Here is an 18955-nt window from a genome sequence, read left to right as displayed (position 1 = left end):
ATATCATATTAATAAGAGGTGCCCATGACTGAGATAACCAGTATGGTGATCACCCATTCCAAAGCAACTGTAGAGGAGATCGAGGAAGCATGGGACGGGGATATCGAAAAGATGCTTAAGGACCTGCATTCCAACGAGTTGGTCTGTGAATGTGTTGTTATGAAGACATGCAACCGCGTGGAGATATATATCGTCTCTCCAAAAGGTAGTACTGTCCTGTTCCAGTTCGCAAAGAAAATGGGACTCTCTTCTAATATAGTGGACTTCTTCGAACACGAGGAATCCATCATGCACCTGCTAAGGCTGGCATCAGGTCTGGAATCCATGATAATAGGAGAAGACCAGATCCTGGGACAGATAAAGGACCTCTATCTTGTTGCAAAGAAACTCGGAACCTCCGGAAGGACACTGGACACAGCATTCAGCAAAGCCATCCAGGTAGGTAAACGTGTCAGGACCGAGACAGAGATCAACCGCGGTGCACTTTCTATTGCATCAGCATCCGTAGACCTTGCTGAAGAGACCGTTGGAGACCTCAAGGACAAGATGGTACTTGTCATAGGTACTGGCGAGATGGGAACACTGGTTACACGTGCACTTTCCCACAGAGAGATCGAGCTGATGTACATTGCTAACAGGACATATGCTGCTGCACAGGAACTTGCAGATGAGATGGGAGGACATGCAGTTCATTTCGACCAGATCGAGGAGAACCTCAGAAGAGCAGATGTTGTCATCAGTGCTACCGGAGCTCCACACTACGTCCTGAAGCATGAGCAGATAGAAAAAGCAATGAGCTTACGGGATAAGGAACTGCTTCTGATAGATATTGCCAACCCAAGGGATATCGATCCATCAATATCGGACATACCTCATGTGACACTATATAATATAGACAACCTGAGGGTAATAAACGAGAAGAACCTTGAGCTGAGAATGGAAGAGGCGAAGAAAGCCCAGGCCATTATCGATGAAGAGTTCGATCTCCTTATTAAACAATACAAAAGGCAGAAGGCTGATGCACTTGTATCCGAATTGTATGCGCAGTCATACAAACTTCGTGTGAATGAGAAAGAGAAAGCCCTCACAAAACTTAGTGCATATCATACAATTGGTGAGACCGAGCAACAGATCATAGAGGATCTCACACACTCAATAATCAATAAAATGCTGGCAGAGCCTACCAAAGTACTGAGGTATGCAGCAGAGATCGGTGACGATGAGCTGCTTGAATCAGTTGGCAGAGTGTTTAGCGTAAACAGATCCATTATAAAAGAAAAGGATGAGCTGGTAAAATGTTCCCCGAGCACAGAATGAGAAGGCTGAGAAGTGGCAAGATAAAAGACCTGGTACGTGAGACTTCATTGTCTGTTAATGACCTGATATATCCTGTGTTTGCCAATGAGACAATTGATGCTCCACAGGAAGTCGCATCAATGCCTGGCATCTATAATCTGCCGGTAGAGGTGATCGCAGATGAGGCAAAGGAAGCTGCCGACCTTGGCATACCTGCAATATTACTTTTCGGCATCCCGGAGAAAAAGGACGAGCATGGAAGCTCTGCATGGGGCGATGACGATGTTGTACAGCGTGCAACCCGCGAGATAAAAAATGAGCTCGGAAAGGATATGCTTGTGATAACTGATGTGTGCCTGTGCGAATACACCAGTCACGGACATTGTGGAATGGTCGACCACGATAATCAAGAGATAATGAACGACCCCACACTCCCATTACTCGGAAAGACTGCAGTGAGTCACGTGAAGGCCGGTGCTGATATGGTGGCACCATCAGGAATGATGGATGGGATGATAGGTGCGATCCGCAGTGCACTTGATGAGAATAATTATCACAACATCCCCATTATGTCCTACGCTGCGAAATACTCTTCATCATTCTATGGTCCTTTCAGAGATGCAGCAGGATCAGGATGCTGTTTCGGAGACAGGTCCACCCACCAGATGGACCCTGCGAACTCCGACGAGGCGATTATGGAAGCTGCCCTTGATATTGAAGAAGGTGCCGACATAATCATGGTCAAACCAGCACTTCCGTATTTAGATATACTATACCGCCTCAAGACCGAATTCCAGATACCAACAGCAGCATACAATGTCAGCGGAGAGTACTCAATGCTCAAAGCAGCAGCCCAGAATGGCTGGCTTGATGAGAAACAGGCAATGTACGAATCACTTATGTCGATTAAACGTGCAGGTGCCGATATGATAATTACCTATTTTGCCAAGGATATGGCACAGATGTTAAAATGATCAAGGTGTTCTTATGTCATTAGAAAAGTCCAGAGACCTATACAACAAAGCAAGGACCCTCCTTCCAGGCGGGGTCAGCAGTCCGGTACGAGCTATCAAACCATACCCATTCTATACAGAATCAGCAAATGGTTCAAAGATAAGAGATATCGATGGAAATGATTACATCGATTATTGTCTTGCATATGGTCCGAACATACTGGGACACGCAAATCCCATCATCAAGCAGGCAATAATCTCCCAGCTTGAGAAAGGATGGCTCTATGGTACTCCAACAGACCTTGAGGTCAACCTTGCTGAAAAGATAGCATCAATTTACCCAAGTATTGACATGCTCAGATTTGTTTCTACAGGAACTGAAGCAACCATGAGCGCACTCCGTGCAGCAAGAGGATTCACAGGCAAGAACAAGTTCATCAAGATCGAAGGTGGATTCCACGGTGCACACGATGCAGTTCTGGTCAAGGCAGGATCAGGTGCAACAACACTTGGCAAGCCAGATTCACTCGGGATCCCAGAGGACTTTACAAAACACACATTACAGACACATTTCAACGACATAGAAGCACTTACTCAGCTCATCGAAAAGAACCAGACCGATATGGCCGCGGTCATAATGGAACCTGTAATGGGTAACATAGGACCTGTACTTCCTGAAGGCGACTATCTTAAAGAGGTACGCAAGGTCACTGAAGAGAATGACGTAGTTCTCATCTTCGACGAAGTAATTACAGGATTCAGACTTGCAATGGGTGGAGCACAGGAATACTTCGGTGTTACACCGGATATGACAACCCTTGGTAAGATAGTCGGCGGAGGAATGCCGATCGGTGTCTTCGGAGGAAAGAAGGAAATAATCGAAATGATCGCACCTTCCGGAAGCGTTTATCAGGCAGGAACCTTCAGCGGAAGTCCGGCATCAGTTGCAGCAGGACTTGCAGTACTGGATGTACTTGAGAAAGAAGAGGTCCACAAGAAGCTCAACGCAACCGGAGATATGATGAGAAGCAGGTTGACAGAGATCGTTGCTGACCTGAATCTTGATTATAATGTCGTTGGTATCGCATCAATGTTCAAGATATTCTTTGGAGACAAGCCACTGAACTACCAGGAAGTCCTCAAATGTGATAAAGAAGGGTATATCAAGTTCTTCTTCAAGATGCTTGAAAGCGGTGTTTTCGTCCCTCCATCACAATTCGAGACAAACTTCATTTCAACTGCTCACACAGAGGATGATATTGAAAAGACACTCTCTGCATACGAAGCAAACCTTAAATGAACGGTGAACTCACATGATAATAGGAACCCGCGGAAGTGCACTGGCCCTTGCACAGACAGAGACCATAGAAGGTCTTCTGTCAGAACTGGGAGTCAGCACGACCAGGAAGATAATAAAGACATCCGGTGACACTTTTACAGACAGACCCCTGCATGAGGTTGCAGGTGTAGGAGCATTCGTAAGAGAACTGGATGACAGGATGCTTGATGGTGAGATAGACATATCCGTCCATTCTATGAAAGACCTGCCAACCGTCCGTCCTGCAGAACTCTCAACATCCGCGGTGCTCAAGCGTGACTCACCATATGATGTACTGCTAACTGTTGATGGTTCAAGAATAGATGAGCTTCCGGAAGGATCGGTCCTTGGAACCACATCCATGCGTAGAAGAGCCCAGATACTCAGATACAGACCAGACCTTCATGTACAGGACCTCAGAGGTAACATCAATACCAGAATAAGAAAGCTTGAGGAAGGGCTTTACGATGGTATACTCCTTGCTGAAGCAGGACTTCAGAGAATGGGATGGGAAATGGATGTTGAGCGCCTTGACCCTAAACATTTCTGCCCATCAGCAAACCAGGGAACCATAGCAGTAGTAACACCTGCCGGATCCGAGGCAGAAGAGGTCACATCCAACCTTGATCACCAGCAGACCAGGATCGAGACAGAGATCGAGCGCATCGTGACCGCTGATGTAGAAGGAGGGTGCACTGCACCGATCGGCTCCTTCGCACAGTTCATAAGCAAGAATGAAATAAGCATCCGTTGTGAAGTACTGGCACTGGATGGTACAGAACATGTACTCATAGATGAGGTGATCCCTGCGGAGAACTACCAGATCAACGCGAAGATACTCGCAGAAGCTCTTGTACAAATGGGCGGCAAGGAACTTGTACAGAGAGCGGTCTGCCAGTTAAAAGCAGGAACTGCTGAAGAAGTGCAGGGGCAATATGATTAAAATAACAGGAATTGAGCTTGAGAATCCCACCATTCTGGCCGCAGGGATAATGGGCACCACCGGTGCATCCCTTGTGCGTGTCGCAAAGGAAGGAGCAGGAGCTGTCGTAACCAAATCCATTGGACCTGAGCCAAAGGAAGGTCACAAGAATCCGAGCATGATAGACCTTGGATACGGATTCCTTAATGCAATGGGATTACCAAATCCATCTTACCCTGATTTCAAGAATGAGCTTGCTATCGCAAAGAAAGAAGCAGGCACACCAGTCATTGCAAGCATATTCGGTGGCACTGAGGAAGAGTTCGTAGATGTGGCACTGGGACTCATTGAGTCTGAACCTGATGCTTTCGAACTGAATGTAAGCTGTCCTCATGCACTTGGATATGGAGCATCCGTTGGAAGCAATCCCGATGCAGTTGAGAGCATAACAGCCGCGGTCAGAGATGCAGTGGATATTCCCGTGTGGGTGAAGCTCACACCTAATGTCACAGATATTGTTTCAATAGGAGAGGCAGCACAGAGAGGCGGTGCCGATGCTGTTGTAGCCATCAACACCGTAAAGGGTATGGCAATAGACATCAACAGCGGCTACCCAATACTCGGGAACAGGTTCGGTGGATTGTCCGGACATGCAGTGAAGCCAGTTGCAATGAAATGTGTCTATGACCTGTTCACAGCCCTTGATATACCCATAATAGGAGTTGGCGGGATATACACATGGGAAGATACCATCGAAATGATGATGGCTGGCGCCAGTGCAGTACAGATAGGCTCTGCAGTCTATGAAGGACTTGAGGTTTTCAGCTCAATTGCACAGGGTATCGAGAAGTTCGTTTCTGAAAAAGGATACCGTGATGTATCAGACATCATCGGAATTGCACATGAGAGGATATAATGTACCCCATTGATGTCACAATAACAAAAATTATCGAGGAAACACCCTCAACAAGGACATTCGTGTTCGACAGGAATTTCGACGAGGCAATTGCCGGTCAATTCGTCATGGTCTGGATACGAGGAGTTGACGAGATCCCAATGGGACTGTCAAGCAAGAATTCCATCACTGTGCAAAAGGTAGGCGATGCAACTGAAAAGATGTTCGCACTTAAAGAAGGCGATACCCTCGGAATAAGAGGACCTTTCGGAAAGGGATTCACATTACCGGACAAGGATGAAAAGATACTTCTTATCGCAGGAGGAGTAGGAACAGTACCTCTGGCACTTCTTGCAGAATACGCATCATCCACAGGTGTTTGTATGAGCACCATACTCGGGGCCAGAAATGCTGATGAACTGCTCTTTGTAGACCATTTCACATCATGCGGCGAACTGCACCTGACAACAGACGATGGATCAGCACACAGATGTGGTTTTGTGACCGATATCCTTGCAGAGACAGACATCAAAGCCTATGACAGGATATACACATGTGGTCCTGAGATGATGATGAAAGCTATTTTTGGAATGCTTGAGAAAGAGGATGCTCTTGAAAAGACAGAGTTCAGCCTTCACAGGTATTTCAAATGTGGGATCGGTGTTTGTGGTGCCTGCTGCATGGATAAAAAAGGTCTGCGGGTCTGCAAGGACGGACCTGTTTTCAATGGCTTACAACTTATTGATTCCGAGTTTGGGAACTACATGAGGGGACCAAGCGGCAACAAGAAGCAATTCTAAATCTTTTTTCTTTTTTTATTGAATCACCATATATCGCTCATATCTGCACAATGAGCGTAGCTCATGCAACCTTCCAAGATCACCCAAATGATGATGAGTATCATTATAACATTCAAAATTAAATCAGAATGTATATATACAGCTCCAGAGATAGGAGAGACACGTATCAAACTTGGTGGTTTAATATGAAATTCGATATAAAGAAGATAGTTTTGATGCTAATTGCAGCATCAATGATAATTGGAACAGCTTCAGCAGGATATGGACCTGCCCCGGCACCAGCTTCAGCAGCTACAGTGTCCTACACAGAGCAGGATACCACACCGGATATCTATGTTTACGGGAACCCTGCATCAATAATAACTGGATTTGAGAACTATTTCTCAACCAGCATCACAGGTAGCACCTGGACCGATCCGGATGGAAGGCTTGCGATAATAAATGATGGCGACTTTATGCTCATTGAGACAGAAGATGCAACAACTGAATTCTGCATCGTTTTTGCAAGTGACAAGAACGATGGATACGCACGTGTATATGTGGACGGGAACAAAGTCTGGTCTGGTAACACATATTCCAACGTAGAGCTGACACAATCCATCGATAAACAGACCATCAGGACATTGAAGATAACAGGTCTTGAAAATGTCAGACATTCTATTAAGATCAAAAATGCAAATTGTAATAACTTCGATGTAACGGTCTACAAATATGGATATGATCTTCCAGAAGACCCAGGAGAAAATGGAGGAACTGAGGAGATACCTGAATTCCCTACAATTGCACTACCAGTAGCTGCAATAATAGGGCTTGCATTCATATTCCATAAAAGAGAAGAATGATCTTTAAACGAAGCTCATTGAGCTTCAACTTTTTTTATTACAATTATTATAAAGACTTGCAGCTACTGCAAGTGTAGAAATTAAAAGGATAATTAAAAAAGTATTATACAGAGTATTCCTGCACCATGATCTTAGAGGCCATTCCCATACCAAGTGCGTAATCGCACCCGTTGATGGAAACTATCAGAGAACCGTTGATGCCTTTCTTGACCTTAAGAAGACTGTTCTCTATAAAACCCATAGATCTGAGACGACTGAGCAAGGAACTACCTGCATTGATGGAAATTATCTTGCTGTCCTTACCTTCCGGCATCATTACAAGTGGTATGATCGGAGCCATTTTTTACCTCTATCGTTTTTTACAGAAAGCAACATTCAGGCGAATGCTATTGTTCTTTTATTCCCTCGCAATATTAGGCAACCCTAATCTTGCTCGATACTGCAATATAGTGTTTAATGGTATATATATGTTCCCGGATTCGAACAAAAGTTGTTCTTTGAACAATTTTACTTGTCCTTTCAACACAAGTAATTTAAATCTTAATTTGAATCCATACAGCAATGTCCCTTGATAAGAACGAAGTCAAAATACCGGAACTTGTGATGGGTGTAAGGAACCTGGCAGCCCTGAAAGCATGCAGAGAAAATGCAGATGCGGTCTATTTCTCAGTTGACAGGCTCAGCCTCAGATCCAGAGCACAGGAGATCAGCACCGAGAACCTTGCAGACTTCGTTGAAGAGATACACAATAACGGAATGAACGGATACCTTGCTGTGAATTCAGTAATATATCCGGATAACCTGAATGAACTGGATGAAGTACTTGAATGCGCTGCATCTGCAAATGTGGATGCCATCATCGCATGGGACCCTGCCACGATCATAAAAGCAGCAGACAAGGATCTGCGAGTACATATCTCCACCCAGGCAAATGTATCGAACCAGGTCACAGCAGAGTTCTACAGGTCACTGGGAGCAAGCAGAGTAGTACTTGCAAGGGAGCTCAGCCTTGCGCAGATAAAAGAGATAAGCGAAGATACTGAGATCGAGCTTGAGGTGTTCGTACACGGAGCAATGTGCCAGGCCATCTCCGGAAGATGTTACCTTTCAGCATATTTACTTGGAAAATCAGGGAACTGCGGAGAATGTAGCCAGCCATGCCGATGGGAATGGTCCCTGCATTCAGATAATGGAGCCATCGTTGATATCGAAGGAAAATACCTGATGAGCGCAAAGGATCTCTGCATGATAGAACACATACCTGAACTTGTGGATGCAGGCGTCGATGCGTTCAAAGTGGAAGGAAGATTACGTAATCCAGGGTATACAGCCACAATATCAGAATACTACCGCAATGCTCTGGACCTTTTCAAAGAAGGTAAATATGAAAAGAGCAAGGTCACACCACTTAAAGAAAGAATGGCACTTGAATACAACAGGGGATTTTCAACCGGTTTCTATTTTGGATATCCAGGACCGGACAGCCTTGCATATGACTTTGACATGAATGCATCACCTGTAAAGCGTGAAGCCGTAGGTGTTGTCACAAATTACTATCCCAAGAAAGCTGCTGCTGCGGTCAAATTACTGGAACAGGGACTGGAAACAGGCGATACGATCATCATTGAAGGTAATACCACATATCTGGAACAGGAAGTCGATTCCATCCTCCATGAAGGGGAAAAGGTAGATTCCATAGAAAGAGGAAATGAGATCGGACTTGCTGTTGATGATGTCGTTCGTAAGAACGATCGTGTCTTCAGGATAAACAAGGACATAGCCCGACAATAGTACCATCATCTGGCACTATGCCCTTTCAACATCACACTTTTTTGTATTGCTCTATAGATGTCAAAAAAATATAGCACCTATATATTTTACTGACTGAAATATATTTTCGGTAGATTAAGTTCATATCAGAAAACAAGGTAGTGGACACTGGATGTGAAAGCATCCTGAAGGCAAAACTACGCACTTAGAAGAAAATGCATGAGGATATGATGAGATCATGAACGATAATGATTCTACAAAGAAGGAGCTTATCAACAAAGCTAAGAACTCAGTGATAAACTTCAATGATGCCGAAGCAACAAATGCAGCAATGGAGACCATCAGATCAGGGATCGATCCCGTAGATGTGATCGAAGAAGGTTTCATTGAAGGCATGAAGACCATAGGAGACAGGTTCGAAGAGGGAAAATTATCACTTATGGACATACTCACTGCATCAAAAACAATGAACAAAGGCATCTCCATACTAAAGCCTGCTGCAATAAGTGCACATGAGGATAGTTGCTTTTTTGGAAATCTTATGCTGACACTCTGATCAGTATCAACAAAAGTATGCGCAAGCATACAATTATAATTTCTGTTTTTCTTTGACCCTTATAACAGTCATGCTACTGCAAGCAGACCGAGCAATATATTATAATAGACATATAATATAGTCAGTTCATCAGGTAATACAATGAGGAATAATATGGACAGGTTCATGCAAGCAGCTATCGAGGAAGCAAAGAAAGGACTGGAAGAAGATGGCATACCGATCGGCTCGGTCCTTGTGAAGGATGGAGAGATCATTGGAAGAGGACATAACAGAAGGGTCCAGCATGATGATCCCCTTGCACATGCTGAGATCGATTGTATCCGTAGTGCAGGAAGGATCGGCAAATACAATGATACTACCATATATTCCACACTGATGCCCTGTTATCTCTGTGCAGGAGCTATAGTACAGTTCGGCATAAAAAAAGTGATCGCTGGTGAATCTGATACCTTCGATGGTGCGGCAGACTTCATGAAAGAACACGGAGTAGAAGTGATCGATCTTGACATAGAGGAATGCAAGACCATTATGAGAGATTTCATTCAGGAAAAACCTGAGATATGGTACGAGGATATAGGCAAATAAACCTCATGTCTTTTTTACAGTGGCCCAGAAAACACTTCCTTTTCCTGCAGGATTGTCCTCGACACCTATATTTCCACCATGAAGTTCGATTATCCTCTTCGCAATGGCCAGACCAAGACCTGAACCCTTCACAGCTTTTTTCTTGGAGGTCAGGCGGTTAAAACGGTCAAAGACCAGTTCCTTATCCTTATCAGGGATACCATCACCGGAATCAGACACCATCACCTTCCATTTGTCCCCCATATCCTGCACATCAACTACCACGATACTATCAGCAGGACCATATTTTATGGCATTAGAGATAAAGTTCACAAAAACGCCATCAATAAGTGGATTGATAATTGCAGGACATGGATGGTCCACCCTCATATCCAGAGTAATTCCCTTCTTTTTGAGCTGCGGTCCGAACTCCTCTACTACGTTCTGAACGATACCAGTAAGATCGCTCGACCTGAACTCAAGTTCATCGATGTCCTCAAGCCTTGCAAATTTAGCAGCTGATTCTATCATCTCTATCAGGCGAGTTACATTATTGTCTATCAGCTGGAGCTTGTACTTTTTGTTCTCATCGGATTCCTCATACAGAAGCATGTCAGTGAATCCTTTGACAACACCTGCGGGATTCAGCAGGTCATGACGTAAGATGTCAGTAAAGAGGTCTTTTAGTTCATTTGAGCTCTTGAGCTCAGAAGCATACTTACTAAGTTTTGCTTCAACTTCCTTACGCTCGGATATATCCCTTACCACAGAGATAAAACCATCATCAAGAACAGTTATTGACATTTCCTGGAAGAAAAGGTTCCCATCCTTTTTCTTTCCAACAAGTTCACCTTTCCATTTACCATTTGAACGGAACTCAGGTAATATCTCATTGGTGAAACGTTCGACCTCAGCATCCTCATAAAGTACATCCCATTTATTTCCAATGAGCTCATCAGGACTGCCATACCCAAAGATACGTGCATGGGCATTGTTAACATAAGAGTAAACACCATCTTTGTCCATAATGGCCATCCCGTCGATAGAAGCTTCCATGGCACGAGTCCTCTCTTTTAGTTTCTCCTCTGCCTTTTTCCTCTGGGTTATATCCTGACCTGAGCAGAGAACACCCATAACATTACCATCTTCATCAATGAGAGGCTTCGAATACCACGATACCATACGCTGTTCATTTTGCTTTGTTAGTACCGGACATTCATAATAATTGATCTTTTCCGTATCATTGTCAAAGGTGGAAAATATATGAGCTTCTATCTCCAGCCTTGATGATGAAGGAATAAAATTAGTAAAAAGGTCTTTGCCCAGGACTTCTTCTTCCCTCACATACCCAAGTATATCCAGACCCCTCTTATTTATGAGAGTGATAATGCCATTATTATCAATAGCCAGCATCATTACTGCTGCCACATCCAGATAATTCTGTATCTGGTCGCGCTCTGTTACAAGATTATCCTGAAGGTCCTTTATACGGAGCAGGGACTTTACCCTCATTTTAAGTTCAAGCCTGTCAACAGGTTTGGTCAGAAAATCATCGGCATTTGCCTCAATACCTTTCAAACGATCATCCCTTCCGGATAATGCCGTGACCAGAACAATAGGGATAAAGCGGGTCTTCTCAGAACTTTTTATCTGCTCGCATACCTGATAACCATTGATACCCGGCATCATAACATCCAGTAGTATTATATCAGGAACCTCTCTGGAAACTACTTCCAATGCTTCATATCCATCGTGTGCTGAGAGGACTTCATAATCCATTTGCAGATAAGCCTGAAGAAGCTCAATGTTCATTGGCTCGTCATCTACTACAAGGACCCGGGGTTTATCAGATAGTGTCATAACTTATCGATTTTGATGATTCTGTGATCGAGGTATAAAGCCACACCGACCATTATTGTTGTATTTTTAGGACCATTGCTCAAGGAATATATGAAACTGAAACTAGATAGTTCCATTTATGGTGCCATGTTAGTGTTTAGATCCTACTTAAGGATTCCTAAAATTTATTGAGAGATGCTCTAATTGAGTATTCAGTAGAAATATAATAAACTAGTATAAATAATGCCCGCATAAAGTAGCAACGCAAAATAAAACAAACAGGTCCTGGAATTATTTCCAGGTTATCTTCACAGGATTCCTGCCTGGAATATTATGGACCTTATATTCAGGATAACCGAACATCATTGTATGTTGTACAGAATTACCCTCAGGAAGTCCAAGTTCATCTATCAGAGGCTGGTAGGAACTTGCTGCAACCTTGAGGAAACCTCCCCAACAGGCACCAAGTCCAAATGAGGGTGCTGAGAGTTCGAACCATGATAATGCGATCACACAATCCGTATATGCCAGATTCCCTGCACCATAGGCTATTGCAAGATGGGGAGCACCACGACATATAGGGTCTGCGCCCATATCATAAGCAGAGACAAGAGATGACATCATGGGTTTCATTGGATGTTCCATATCAGAGTCAATGATATCACGCATCCAGTCTATAGTAAGTGCAGAGATCTTGCGCACTTCATCAGGTTCATGGACAATGAGCCAGTTGACAGGCTGCATATTGATACCTGAAGGAGAATAGCGGACAATATCCAGAATCTCCTCAATAGTTCCCTTATCAACGACCTCATCTTTGTAGTTCCGTATAGAGCGGCGTGCGCGCATATATGCACCCAGTTGCTCAGGATCCATGTTATCTGATAGTGGATCGGATACAATAGAATGTTTCGTACTGAATAATGGAGATATCGCCCCTTCAGGACAAAAAGCTTCACAGTTACCACATTTTACGCATACCTCATCCATAGGATCCGGCATGAAAGGCATATCATCCTCTCCCCCTGGAAGTATGATACCGAGAGGACATATTTGTGTACAGATCCCGCAATGACTGCATAATTGAGGGTCAATAGATATTGTTGCCATTTGATAGAGCACGCTCCATAATATGCTAATATAAGCATGCTTAATTTATTCTTTAACACTCATAAGTACATCGTATCAAAGAGAATATAACCTTTCAAATAGTAAGAGGGAACAGAATTAAGATATTCAATAACACTTTTCTGACACTGAGAATTTATCATGGCAAGTCAAAAAATGATAGTGAAGGACGTCATTAAAAAAGCTGACATCCTTCTAGAAGTAGTTGATGCACGTTTTCCAGATGATACAAGGAACAGTGAGATCGAGCGGGAACTGAAACGTATCAAGAAGCCGTTCATTATAGTTCTTAACAAATGTGATCTGGTATCAAAGGAAAAGCTCGAAAAAGCAAAGTCCCGCATGGCCAAGACAGCTCCGGCGGTCTTTGTCTCCTCTAAGCAGAGGTTCGGTACTACAATGCTAAGACACAAGATACTGGAAGTAGCAGACATCCAGGGCCGCAATATCACAGTTGGTTGTATCGGATACCCAAATACCGGTAAATCATCAGTGATCAATGGTGTTGCAGGAAGAGGTAAAGCCTCAACATCTGCAATCTCCGGACATACAAAGGGTGTGCAGATCGTCAATGCAGGGTCACGTATCGTTTTCCTGGACACACCTGGTGTGTTCCCGCTGGACGAGCACGATGAGTACATACAGGGATTGCTTGGTGTCAAGGACTCCACTCATCTCAAAGACCCCATAGGTGTTGCTATGAAGATCATCGAAAGAATGGTCGAGGACAACAAGGAGATACTGGAATCATTCTATAAAGTAAAGATCACGGATGAGAATTCCTACGATATACTTGAGATGATAGGAACACAGTGCAATTTCCTGAAGAAGAAAGGGGCTATCGATGAGACCAGAGCTGCTATTAGGATCATCAACGACTGGCAGAAGGGAGCCCTTCTGGAAGAAGAACTATAAATACTGAAGCAATAATACATTGTATAAATTTCAAATATGAGGTATTTAAATGGTAGAATGGAAAAAAGATCTGGGGCTGGAAGGAAGAATGTTGTTCACCATGTTCCTGCTGGCTGCGGTCTATTTAGGATTCCTAGCATTTCTGGCATACATGGGCACTTCCGCAATGTTCATGCTCCTCTTCGTCGCAATATTCATGGGAGCGCAGTACTACTACTCCGACAAACTTGTTCTCTGGACCACAGGTGCGAGGGTAGTTTCTGAAGCAGAGGAACCAAAACTCCACGAGACCATTACCAGGCTCTGTGTTATAGCAGGTCTGCCAAAGCCAACAGTTGCCATTGTAGATACTTCAGTACCTAATGCCTTCGCAACCGGAAGAGGACCTAAGAGTGCTGTTGTCGCTGTGACCACGGGCCTCATGCACAGGCTCGACCAGGGAGAGCTTGAAGCAGTACTCGCACACGAGCTAAGCCATGTCAAGAACAGAGATATGGCAATACTGACAATTGCAAGTTTCATCTCAACACTTGCATTCTACATCGTAAGATACAGCCTCTATTTCGGAGGTTTCGGAGGCAACCGCAGAGATTCAAATGGAGGAGCACTCATAGCAATATGGATAGTTTCCATACTTGTATGGGTCATCAGTTTCCTGCTTATACGTGCCCTTTCAAGATACAGGGAATTTGCTGCGGACAGAGGCTCTGCACTTATCACCGGAGAGCCCACCAATCTTATATCAGCTCTCAGGAAGATCAGCGGCACCATGGCAAAGGTACCCACAGAGGACCTGCGTAAGGTAGAAGGCATGAATGCCTTTTTCATAATACCCGCGATATCCGGCTCCATGATGAACCTGCTATCAACACATCCCTCAATGGAAAAGAGGATCGCTGCACTTGAGGACTTACAGAGGGAGATCGAACTCTGATGGGATTCCTCGACATGATCGATTCGGTGCTTGGAAGAAGCAAGGTACCGAAAGCAAAGATGGATAAGCTTTTTGCCATCTCAACTGCAGTCATAACCCTTGAAATGAACCTTAACCTGAAACCATCTGCTGTTGCAGGCATATGTTTCAAGTCAATGGATATGTCCAAACATGAGAATGCAAGGGCAGAGATAGAGCAGCTCCTTGCGTTCAGCACCAAAGAAACAGGCACAGAGTACTCAATTGAAAAGGATGAGTATAATTTTCTATGGGTCATACTCAAAGATAAGGACTTTGAAGATCTTGTGACCAATATACACATGATATCCCAGACACTTGTGGAAGAAGGGTTCGGTGAACAGATACTATGTGCGGTTTACAGGTTCGAGAGCAAAGGACCTGTCTACTGGATATATAACTTCAAGCAGGGAAGTTACTATCCATTCGCACCTCAGGGAAAGAACAACAGGGACAATACACTTGAACTAAGATTGAAATCCCTTATGGAAAAAGAGCTTCCTATAGAAAAAGAAGTGGGGAAATGGTATCCCCTGTGGAGCATGCCTTTTTAGGCAAGAAACATTTAATTGCTCCGATCTTATTTTTAATCTTCAAGTATCCCTACACCTGTAAAGACATCCTTTGCTTCCTCGAATGTTAGGTCCTCAGGTGGAACGATTATGTCCGATTCTACGATGTCTGCATCATCAAGCTGCTTACCACTCATCTTTATCTTCTCGATGAGACCGGCTAGCTCAATTTTGTAACCCTCTTCATCACCCTTAGAGACGAGGTCAACTATCCTGTTATCAATTACGTTCAATTCATCAAAAAGGGCACTTGGCACTTCATATTGACCTTCGCCCACTATCCTTATAATCATTTGCCTGCCTCCTTTCTGAGTTTCTCAAGTTCAAGGTCGACACTGGACTCCGAACTTATCTTTGCAAGTTCCCTGTCGATATCGTCACCACTGCTGGTGAGATCATCAAGTGTACCTACCTCGATAAGCTCATCGAGTGCTGATGCACGGGCTTTCATCTGATCGGTCTTGTTCTCAGCCCTTTCTATTGCCATACCTACATCTGCCATCTCTTCACTGATACCGGAAACTGATTCGTTGATCTTGACCTGTGCCTCGGCTGCAGAATACTGGGCCTTGATGGTCTCCTTCTTGGTCCTGAAAACCTCTACCTTTGTAGACAGGCGTTTCTCGGCTGCAACAAGTTTCTCCTGTTCCTTCTCAAGATCAGCTATCTGCTGGTCAAGGCCCTGTATCTGGACTGAGAGACCACTCTTCCTTTCAAGTGCCAGACGTGCCAGGTCCTCCCTGTCGACAGAGATAGCTTCCCTTGCCTGTGAATCAAGTTTCTCGATACTCTGTGATAATTTGGAGCGCTGTAACTGAAGTCTCTTCTTGGATGTAGCAACCTCTGCAACCCCTCTTTTTACATCCTGAAGCATTTCAAGCTGTTTTTCATAAGAGTAATCCAGTGTCTCGCGGGGATCTTCCATACGATCCATCAGTTTGTTCATTTTTGACTTGACTACTGTTCCCATCCTATTGAATAAACCCATGTTATTCCTCCTGATGATATTAAATAAACATATAAAGTGCAAACTTGCATAAATGTCTGCCCGCCCGAAACGAGCAGGTCCAGATAAATAGGAAGAGGACATGATATCATTTTTATTAAAGCAATACTACGGAGACAAGGAACATGGTCAATTCACACAATAACGAGCATAATATATTCGAGAGTCAGAGAATAGCTGTTTTTGCGGATGTCCAGAACATGTTCTACTCTGCTAAGAACATCTATTCTGATAGTCGTGTGGATTACGAGAAATTACTTGCTACCGTACTAAAAAGAAGACAACTTGTAAGAGCTATCGCTTACCTTGTGGAGACCGAAGAGATAGACCAGTCCGGGTTCAAATATCATTTAAGGAACTTCGGATGGGAGGTCAGGTCCAAACAGCTCAAGATAAGACCGGATGGATCTACCAAAGGTGACTGGGATATGGGGATCGCCATTGATGCGATCGCGATATCGGAAAAGGTAGATACAGTTGTACTTGTCAGTGGTGACGGAGATTTCACAGCTCTTGTGAACCACCTGAAAGCATGCGGCGTCCGGGTGGAAGTTCACTCGTTCGAAAGGAACACGGCAGCAGAGCTTATTGGGTCTGCTACTGAATATTACCCTATAGATGAGAGCATATTACGCAGAAAATAGTTCAATAAGCATTTTTAGTTTCTTGGAAGAACCATAAACCCATAAATGATTAAAAATAACTTATGGGTATGTCAAGCAGGTATAAATTACCGGAACCTCTTACCCTAATACATCCGCGTTCGTTAAAACACCTTAATTACCATCTTCAGGAACTTGTAAAAGGCCGCCTATGGCTGAAGATCCTAATAGGAATGTTATTGGGTATTGTAACCGGACTTGTTCTTGGACCCTCTTCTGGCTTCATTGATCCGGATATGTCATATACCATTGGTGAATGGCTGGCACTTCCGGGATATGTTTTCCTCGCACTTCTACAGATGATAGTAGTGCCTCTTGTATTTGCATCCATTATCAGAGGTATTGCTGCCGGCGAGGATATGGAACAACTGAAGAGGATAGGTGTTCGTACCGTTGGATATTTCCTCATTACGACCGCACTTGCCATACTCATTGGACTGACACTTGCATTGACGATAAACCCTGGGACCTATATCAGTAGCGAACTTGTCCAGAACACAATGAGCTCTGATGCAGCACAGGTAGATGACAGTACTATCGCCACTCCTGAAGTATCCGAGCTTCCCGGCATGATCACTACGATACTTCCAACCAATCCATTAGGTGCACTTGCTACAGGACAAATGTTACAGGTCGTTATTTTCTCAATAATAATAGGTGTTGCTCTTGTTTCTATGGCACCAACCCAATCAAAGCCCTTGCTGGAACTTTTAGGATCATTACAGGAAGTGAGCATGACAGTGGTCAGATGGAGCATGTTACTTGCACCTATAGCGGTATTTGGACTTATCAGCAAGTTCACACTGAACCTCGGTATCGATGCGCTTGCCGGAATGTTGGTCTACGTAGGCACGGTCCTTCTAGGATTATTAGTAATGCTCTTTGTCTACATGTTAATAATCCTGGTAGTTACGAAAAAGAACCCCATCGAATTCCTGAGAACGATAAAAGATGTATTACTGCTTGCATTCTCTACATCAAGCTCTGCTGCAGTTATGCCATTGTCCATCAAAACAGCTGAAGAGAACATGAATGTAAGGCCTTCTATATCGCAGTTCGTTATTCCACTTGGCGCTACTATTAACATGAACGGTACAGCACTCTACCAGAGCATAGCAGCCGTCTTCCTTGCACAGGCATTTGGAATAGACCTTGGTTTCGGCGAACTGGTACTTATCATGATCACTGTGGTGGGAGCTTCCATAGGTACACCATCAACACCAGGAGTAGGTATTGTGATCCTTGCAATGATATTGAACAGTGTTGGTATACCCACTGCCGGTATCGCACTTATTATCGGAGTTGACAGGATACTGGATATGAGCCGTACTGCTGTAAATGTGACAGGTGACCTTGTAACATGTGTGATTATGGATAAATGGGTCAGCGGTAAAAAGACTGCAAATGAAGAGTTCATTGAAGTTGCAAATCGTGAAGCACATAGAAGAGTCCATGGTGAAGATGTGATCGTTACTCAAGTAGAAGAACAGTGATTGCCTTAGTTTATATTTTAAGGATATGTACCGCGCTTTGCGCGGGAACATTTCCTTCTTTTATTACAATAATGATGAAAATATGCTTATTATTGGTAAAGCAATGCTCTACAGAAGGTAGACTTCGATATGAATGCCAACCCTGCAATACCCTCTATTCTAATGATATTGTCTGTACATATGGATGATTACATACCATGAAATGCATGCATACTGAATAGAACAAAACCTGAGCTATAAGAGTTAATATTAAGTTGAAAACACAAAAACAAACTCAAAGCTCTTGATATTAAAAGTTGTAATTCAGAAAAAGAGTAGATAAGGTTAAATGAGTGAGATGGCAGCGATCCAGAGTTCCCGAAGACTCTCGTACTTCAGTACAGTAAGGAACGCTGGCAGGCTTATCTTCTGTGTTCGGTATGGGTACAGGAATTGCCCTGCCGCTATGGCCGCCAAACTCACTCAAATGAAT

The 18955-nt window shown here is 43.8% G+C and carries 20 protein-coding genes and 1 rRNA gene; 15 read left to right on the top strand and 6 right to left on the bottom strand.

From position 1 onward, the window contains the following. Positions 1 to 24: 24 nt before the first annotated feature. From hemA to BM008_RS15080, 7 genes are all read left to right on the top strand, one after another. Complete coding sequence (hemA, locus tag BM008_RS00105) at positions 25 to 1317, top strand: glutamyl-tRNA reductase (protein ID WP_091931500.1); 1293 nt, start codon at positions 25 to 27, stop codon at positions 1315 to 1317. Further along, entirely contained in the window at positions 1296 to 2270 is a 975-nt protein-coding gene (gene hemB, locus BM008_RS00100; protein WP_091931498.1) for a porphobilinogen synthase, read from the top strand. The genes hemA and hemB overlap by 22 nt, the downstream gene beginning before the upstream one ends. A 13-nt stretch (positions 2271 to 2283) precedes the next feature. Beyond that, positions 2284 to 3549, top strand: a complete 1266-nt coding sequence (gene hemL, locus BM008_RS00095; protein WP_091931496.1) for a glutamate-1-semialdehyde 2,1-aminomutase — start codon at positions 2284 to 2286, stop codon at positions 3547 to 3549. A gap of 13 nt (positions 3550 to 3562) precedes the next feature. After that, on the top strand, positions 3563 to 4510 hold the full coding sequence (hemC, locus tag BM008_RS00090) for a hydroxymethylbilane synthase (RefSeq protein ID WP_091931493.1): 948 nt from the start codon (positions 3563 to 3565) through the stop codon (positions 4508 to 4510). Beyond that, positions 4503 to 5405 (top strand): dihydroorotate dehydrogenase, encoded by a 903-nt coding sequence (locus tag BM008_RS00085; RefSeq protein WP_091931490.1) that lies wholly within the window; start codon positions 4503 to 4505, stop codon positions 5403 to 5405. Before hemC ends, BM008_RS00085 begins: the two co-directional genes overlap by 8 nt. Further along, positions 5405 to 6184 carry a dihydroorotate dehydrogenase electron transfer subunit gene (locus BM008_RS00080; RefSeq protein ID WP_091931488.1) on the top strand — a complete coding sequence of 260 codons (780 nt, stop codon included), beginning with the start codon at positions 5405 to 5407 and terminating at the stop codon, positions 6182 to 6184. Before BM008_RS00085 ends, BM008_RS00080 begins: the two co-directional genes overlap by 1 nt. A gap of 185 nt (positions 6185 to 6369) precedes the next feature. Then, the gene (locus BM008_RS15080; RefSeq protein WP_245747790.1) at positions 6370 to 7026 is read left to right on the top strand and encodes a PEF-CTERM sorting domain-containing protein; all 657 of its coding nucleotides are present in this window, start codon (positions 6370 to 6372) and stop codon (positions 7024 to 7026) included. Between the two features lie 103 nt (positions 7027 to 7129). Here BM008_RS15080 and BM008_RS00070 read toward each other — a convergent pair whose 3' ends face one another. Further along, entirely contained in the window at positions 7130 to 7366 is a 237-nt protein-coding gene (locus BM008_RS00070; protein ID WP_091931483.1) for a FeoA family protein, read from the bottom strand. 221 nt (positions 7367 to 7587) lie between these two features. Between BM008_RS00070 and BM008_RS00065 the strand changes: the two genes are divergently transcribed. From BM008_RS00065 to BM008_RS00055, 3 genes are all read left to right on the top strand, one after another. Continuing rightward, positions 7588 to 8817, top strand: coding sequence for a peptidase U32 family protein (locus tag BM008_RS00065; protein WP_091931481.1), 1230 nt, complete (start codon positions 7588 to 7590; stop codon positions 8815 to 8817). A 217-nt stretch (positions 8818 to 9034) separates the two neighbouring features. After that, positions 9035 to 9352, top strand: a complete 318-nt coding sequence (locus BM008_RS00060; protein WP_091931478.1) for a cobalamin B12-binding domain-containing protein — start codon at positions 9035 to 9037, stop codon at positions 9350 to 9352. Between the two features lie 141 nt (positions 9353 to 9493). Next, the gene (locus BM008_RS00055) at positions 9494 to 9937 is read left to right on the top strand and encodes a nucleoside deaminase (RefSeq protein ID WP_245747788.1); all 444 of its coding nucleotides are present in this window, start codon (positions 9494 to 9496) and stop codon (positions 9935 to 9937) included. Between the two features lie 3 nt (positions 9938 to 9940). Here the strand turns inward: BM008_RS00055 and BM008_RS00050 are convergent, their stop codons facing one another. Further along, positions 9941 to 11776 (bottom strand): PAS domain S-box protein, encoded by a 1836-nt coding sequence (locus BM008_RS00050; protein WP_091931475.1) that lies wholly within the window; start codon positions 11774 to 11776, stop codon positions 9941 to 9943. Positions 11777 to 12046: 270 nt separating this feature from the next. Then, positions 12047 to 12865 carry a nitroreductase family protein gene (locus BM008_RS00045; RefSeq protein ID WP_091931473.1) on the bottom strand — a complete coding sequence of 273 codons (819 nt, stop codon included), beginning with the start codon at positions 12863 to 12865 and terminating at the stop codon, positions 12047 to 12049. A 159-nt stretch (positions 12866 to 13024) separates the two neighbouring features. On the opposite strand from BM008_RS00045, the gene BM008_RS00040 reads away from it, so the two are divergent. Genes BM008_RS00040 through pspAB form a run of 3 tightly spaced genes read left to right on the top strand, consistent with a single transcriptional unit; the run spans position 13025 to position 15304 of the window. After that, positions 13025 to 13798: a GTPase gene (locus tag BM008_RS00040; RefSeq protein WP_091931470.1), complete on the top strand. Its 774-nt coding sequence runs from the start codon at positions 13025 to 13027 to the stop codon at positions 13796 to 13798. 49 nt (positions 13799 to 13847) lie between these two features. Then, positions 13848 to 14732, top strand: a complete 885-nt coding sequence (gene htpX / locus BM008_RS00035; protein ID WP_091931467.1) for a zinc metalloprotease HtpX — start codon at positions 13848 to 13850, stop codon at positions 14730 to 14732. Then, positions 14732 to 15304: a PspA-associated protein PspAB gene (gene pspAB / locus BM008_RS00030; RefSeq protein ID WP_091931465.1), complete on the top strand. Its 573-nt coding sequence runs from the start codon at positions 14732 to 14734 to the stop codon at positions 15302 to 15304. The genes htpX and pspAB overlap by 1 nt, the downstream gene beginning before the upstream one ends. A 32-nt stretch (positions 15305 to 15336) precedes the next feature. On the opposite strand, the gene pspAA is transcribed toward pspAB, so the two are convergent. Further along, complete coding sequence (gene pspAA / locus BM008_RS00025; protein ID WP_091931462.1) at positions 15337 to 15615, bottom strand: PspA-associated protein PspAA; 279 nt, start codon at positions 15613 to 15615, stop codon at positions 15337 to 15339. Next, on the bottom strand, positions 15612 to 16310 hold the full coding sequence (locus tag BM008_RS00020; RefSeq protein ID WP_091931459.1) for a PspA/IM30 family protein: 699 nt from the start codon (positions 16308 to 16310) through the stop codon (positions 15612 to 15614). The genes pspAA and BM008_RS00020 overlap by 4 nt, the downstream gene beginning before the upstream one ends. Positions 16311 to 16453: 143 nt before the next feature. Between BM008_RS00020 and BM008_RS00015 the strand changes: the two genes are divergently transcribed. After that, complete coding sequence (locus tag BM008_RS00015) at positions 16454 to 16972, top strand: LabA-like NYN domain-containing protein (RefSeq protein WP_091931456.1); 519 nt, start codon at positions 16454 to 16456, stop codon at positions 16970 to 16972. Positions 16973 to 17040: 68 nt separating this feature from the next. Then, positions 17041 to 18483, top strand: a complete 1443-nt coding sequence (locus BM008_RS00010; protein WP_091934004.1) for a dicarboxylate/amino acid:cation symporter — start codon at positions 17041 to 17043, stop codon at positions 18481 to 18483. A 335-nt stretch (positions 18484 to 18818) separates the two neighbouring features. Here BM008_RS00010 and rrf read toward each other — a convergent pair. Further along, positions 18819 to 18940: ribosomal RNA gene (gene rrf, locus BM008_RS00005) — 5S ribosomal RNA — on the bottom strand. Positions 18941 to 18955: the final 15 nt, after the last annotated feature.

Origin of the sequence: Methanolobus profundi (genome assembly GCF_900114835.1) — an archaeon.
In the GTDB taxonomy this organism is placed as follows: domain Archaea; phylum Halobacteriota; class Methanosarcinia; order Methanosarcinales; family Methanosarcinaceae; genus Methanolobus; species Methanolobus profundi.
Note: the sequence above shows the minus strand (reverse complement) of the source record. Positions and strands in the feature narration are given on the sequence as shown.

Excerpts from the sequence above, each read along its gene's own strand:
- hemA (WP_091931500.1), top strand. The coding sequence starts at position 25 with ATGACTGAGATAACCAGTATGGTGATCACCCATTCCAAAGCAACTGTA.
- hemB (WP_091931498.1), top strand. The coding sequence starts at position 1,296 with ATGTTCCCCGAGCACAGAATGAGAAGGCTGAGAAGTGGCAAGATAAAA.
- hemL (WP_091931496.1), top strand. The coding sequence starts at position 2,284 with ATGTCATTAGAAAAGTCCAGAGACCTATACAACAAAGCAAGGACCCTC.
- hemC (WP_091931493.1), top strand. The coding sequence starts at position 3,563 with ATGATAATAGGAACCCGCGGAAGTGCACTGGCCCTTGCACAGACAGAG.
- BM008_RS00085 (WP_091931490.1), top strand. The coding sequence starts at position 4,503 with ATGATTAAAATAACAGGAATTGAGCTTGAGAATCCCACCATTCTGGCC.
- BM008_RS00080 (WP_091931488.1), top strand. The coding sequence starts at position 5,405 with ATGTACCCCATTGATGTCACAATAACAAAAATTATCGAGGAAACACCC.
- BM008_RS15080 (WP_245747790.1), top strand. The coding sequence starts at position 6,370 with ATGAAATTCGATATAAAGAAGATAGTTTTGATGCTAATTGCAGCATCA.
- BM008_RS00070 (WP_091931483.1), bottom strand. The coding sequence starts at position 7,366 with ATGGCTCCGATCATACCACTTGTAATGATGCCGGAAGGTAAGGACAGC.
- BM008_RS00065 (WP_091931481.1), top strand. The coding sequence starts at position 7,588 with ATGTCCCTTGATAAGAACGAAGTCAAAATACCGGAACTTGTGATGGGT.
- BM008_RS00060 (WP_091931478.1), top strand. The coding sequence starts at position 9,035 with ATGAACGATAATGATTCTACAAAGAAGGAGCTTATCAACAAAGCTAAG.
- BM008_RS00055 (WP_245747788.1), top strand. The coding sequence starts at position 9,494 with ATGAGGAATAATATGGACAGGTTCATGCAAGCAGCTATCGAGGAAGCA.
- BM008_RS00050 (WP_091931475.1), bottom strand. The coding sequence starts at position 11,776 with ATGACACTATCTGATAAACCCCGGGTCCTTGTAGTAGATGACGAGCCA.
- BM008_RS00045 (WP_091931473.1), bottom strand. The coding sequence starts at position 12,865 with ATGGCAACAATATCTATTGACCCTCAATTATGCAGTCATTGCGGGATC.
- BM008_RS00040 (WP_091931470.1), top strand. The coding sequence starts at position 13,025 with ATGGCAAGTCAAAAAATGATAGTGAAGGACGTCATTAAAAAAGCTGAC.
- htpX (WP_091931467.1), top strand. The coding sequence starts at position 13,848 with ATGGTAGAATGGAAAAAAGATCTGGGGCTGGAAGGAAGAATGTTGTTC.
- pspAB (WP_091931465.1), top strand. The coding sequence starts at position 14,732 with ATGGGATTCCTCGACATGATCGATTCGGTGCTTGGAAGAAGCAAGGTA.
- pspAA (WP_091931462.1), bottom strand. The coding sequence starts at position 15,615 with ATGATTATAAGGATAGTGGGCGAAGGTCAATATGAAGTGCCAAGTGCC.
- BM008_RS00020 (WP_091931459.1), bottom strand. The coding sequence starts at position 16,310 with ATGGGTTTATTCAATAGGATGGGAACAGTAGTCAAGTCAAAAATGAAC.
- BM008_RS00015 (WP_091931456.1), top strand. The coding sequence starts at position 16,454 with ATGGTCAATTCACACAATAACGAGCATAATATATTCGAGAGTCAGAGA.
- BM008_RS00010 (WP_091934004.1), top strand. The coding sequence starts at position 17,041 with ATGTCAAGCAGGTATAAATTACCGGAACCTCTTACCCTAATACATCCG.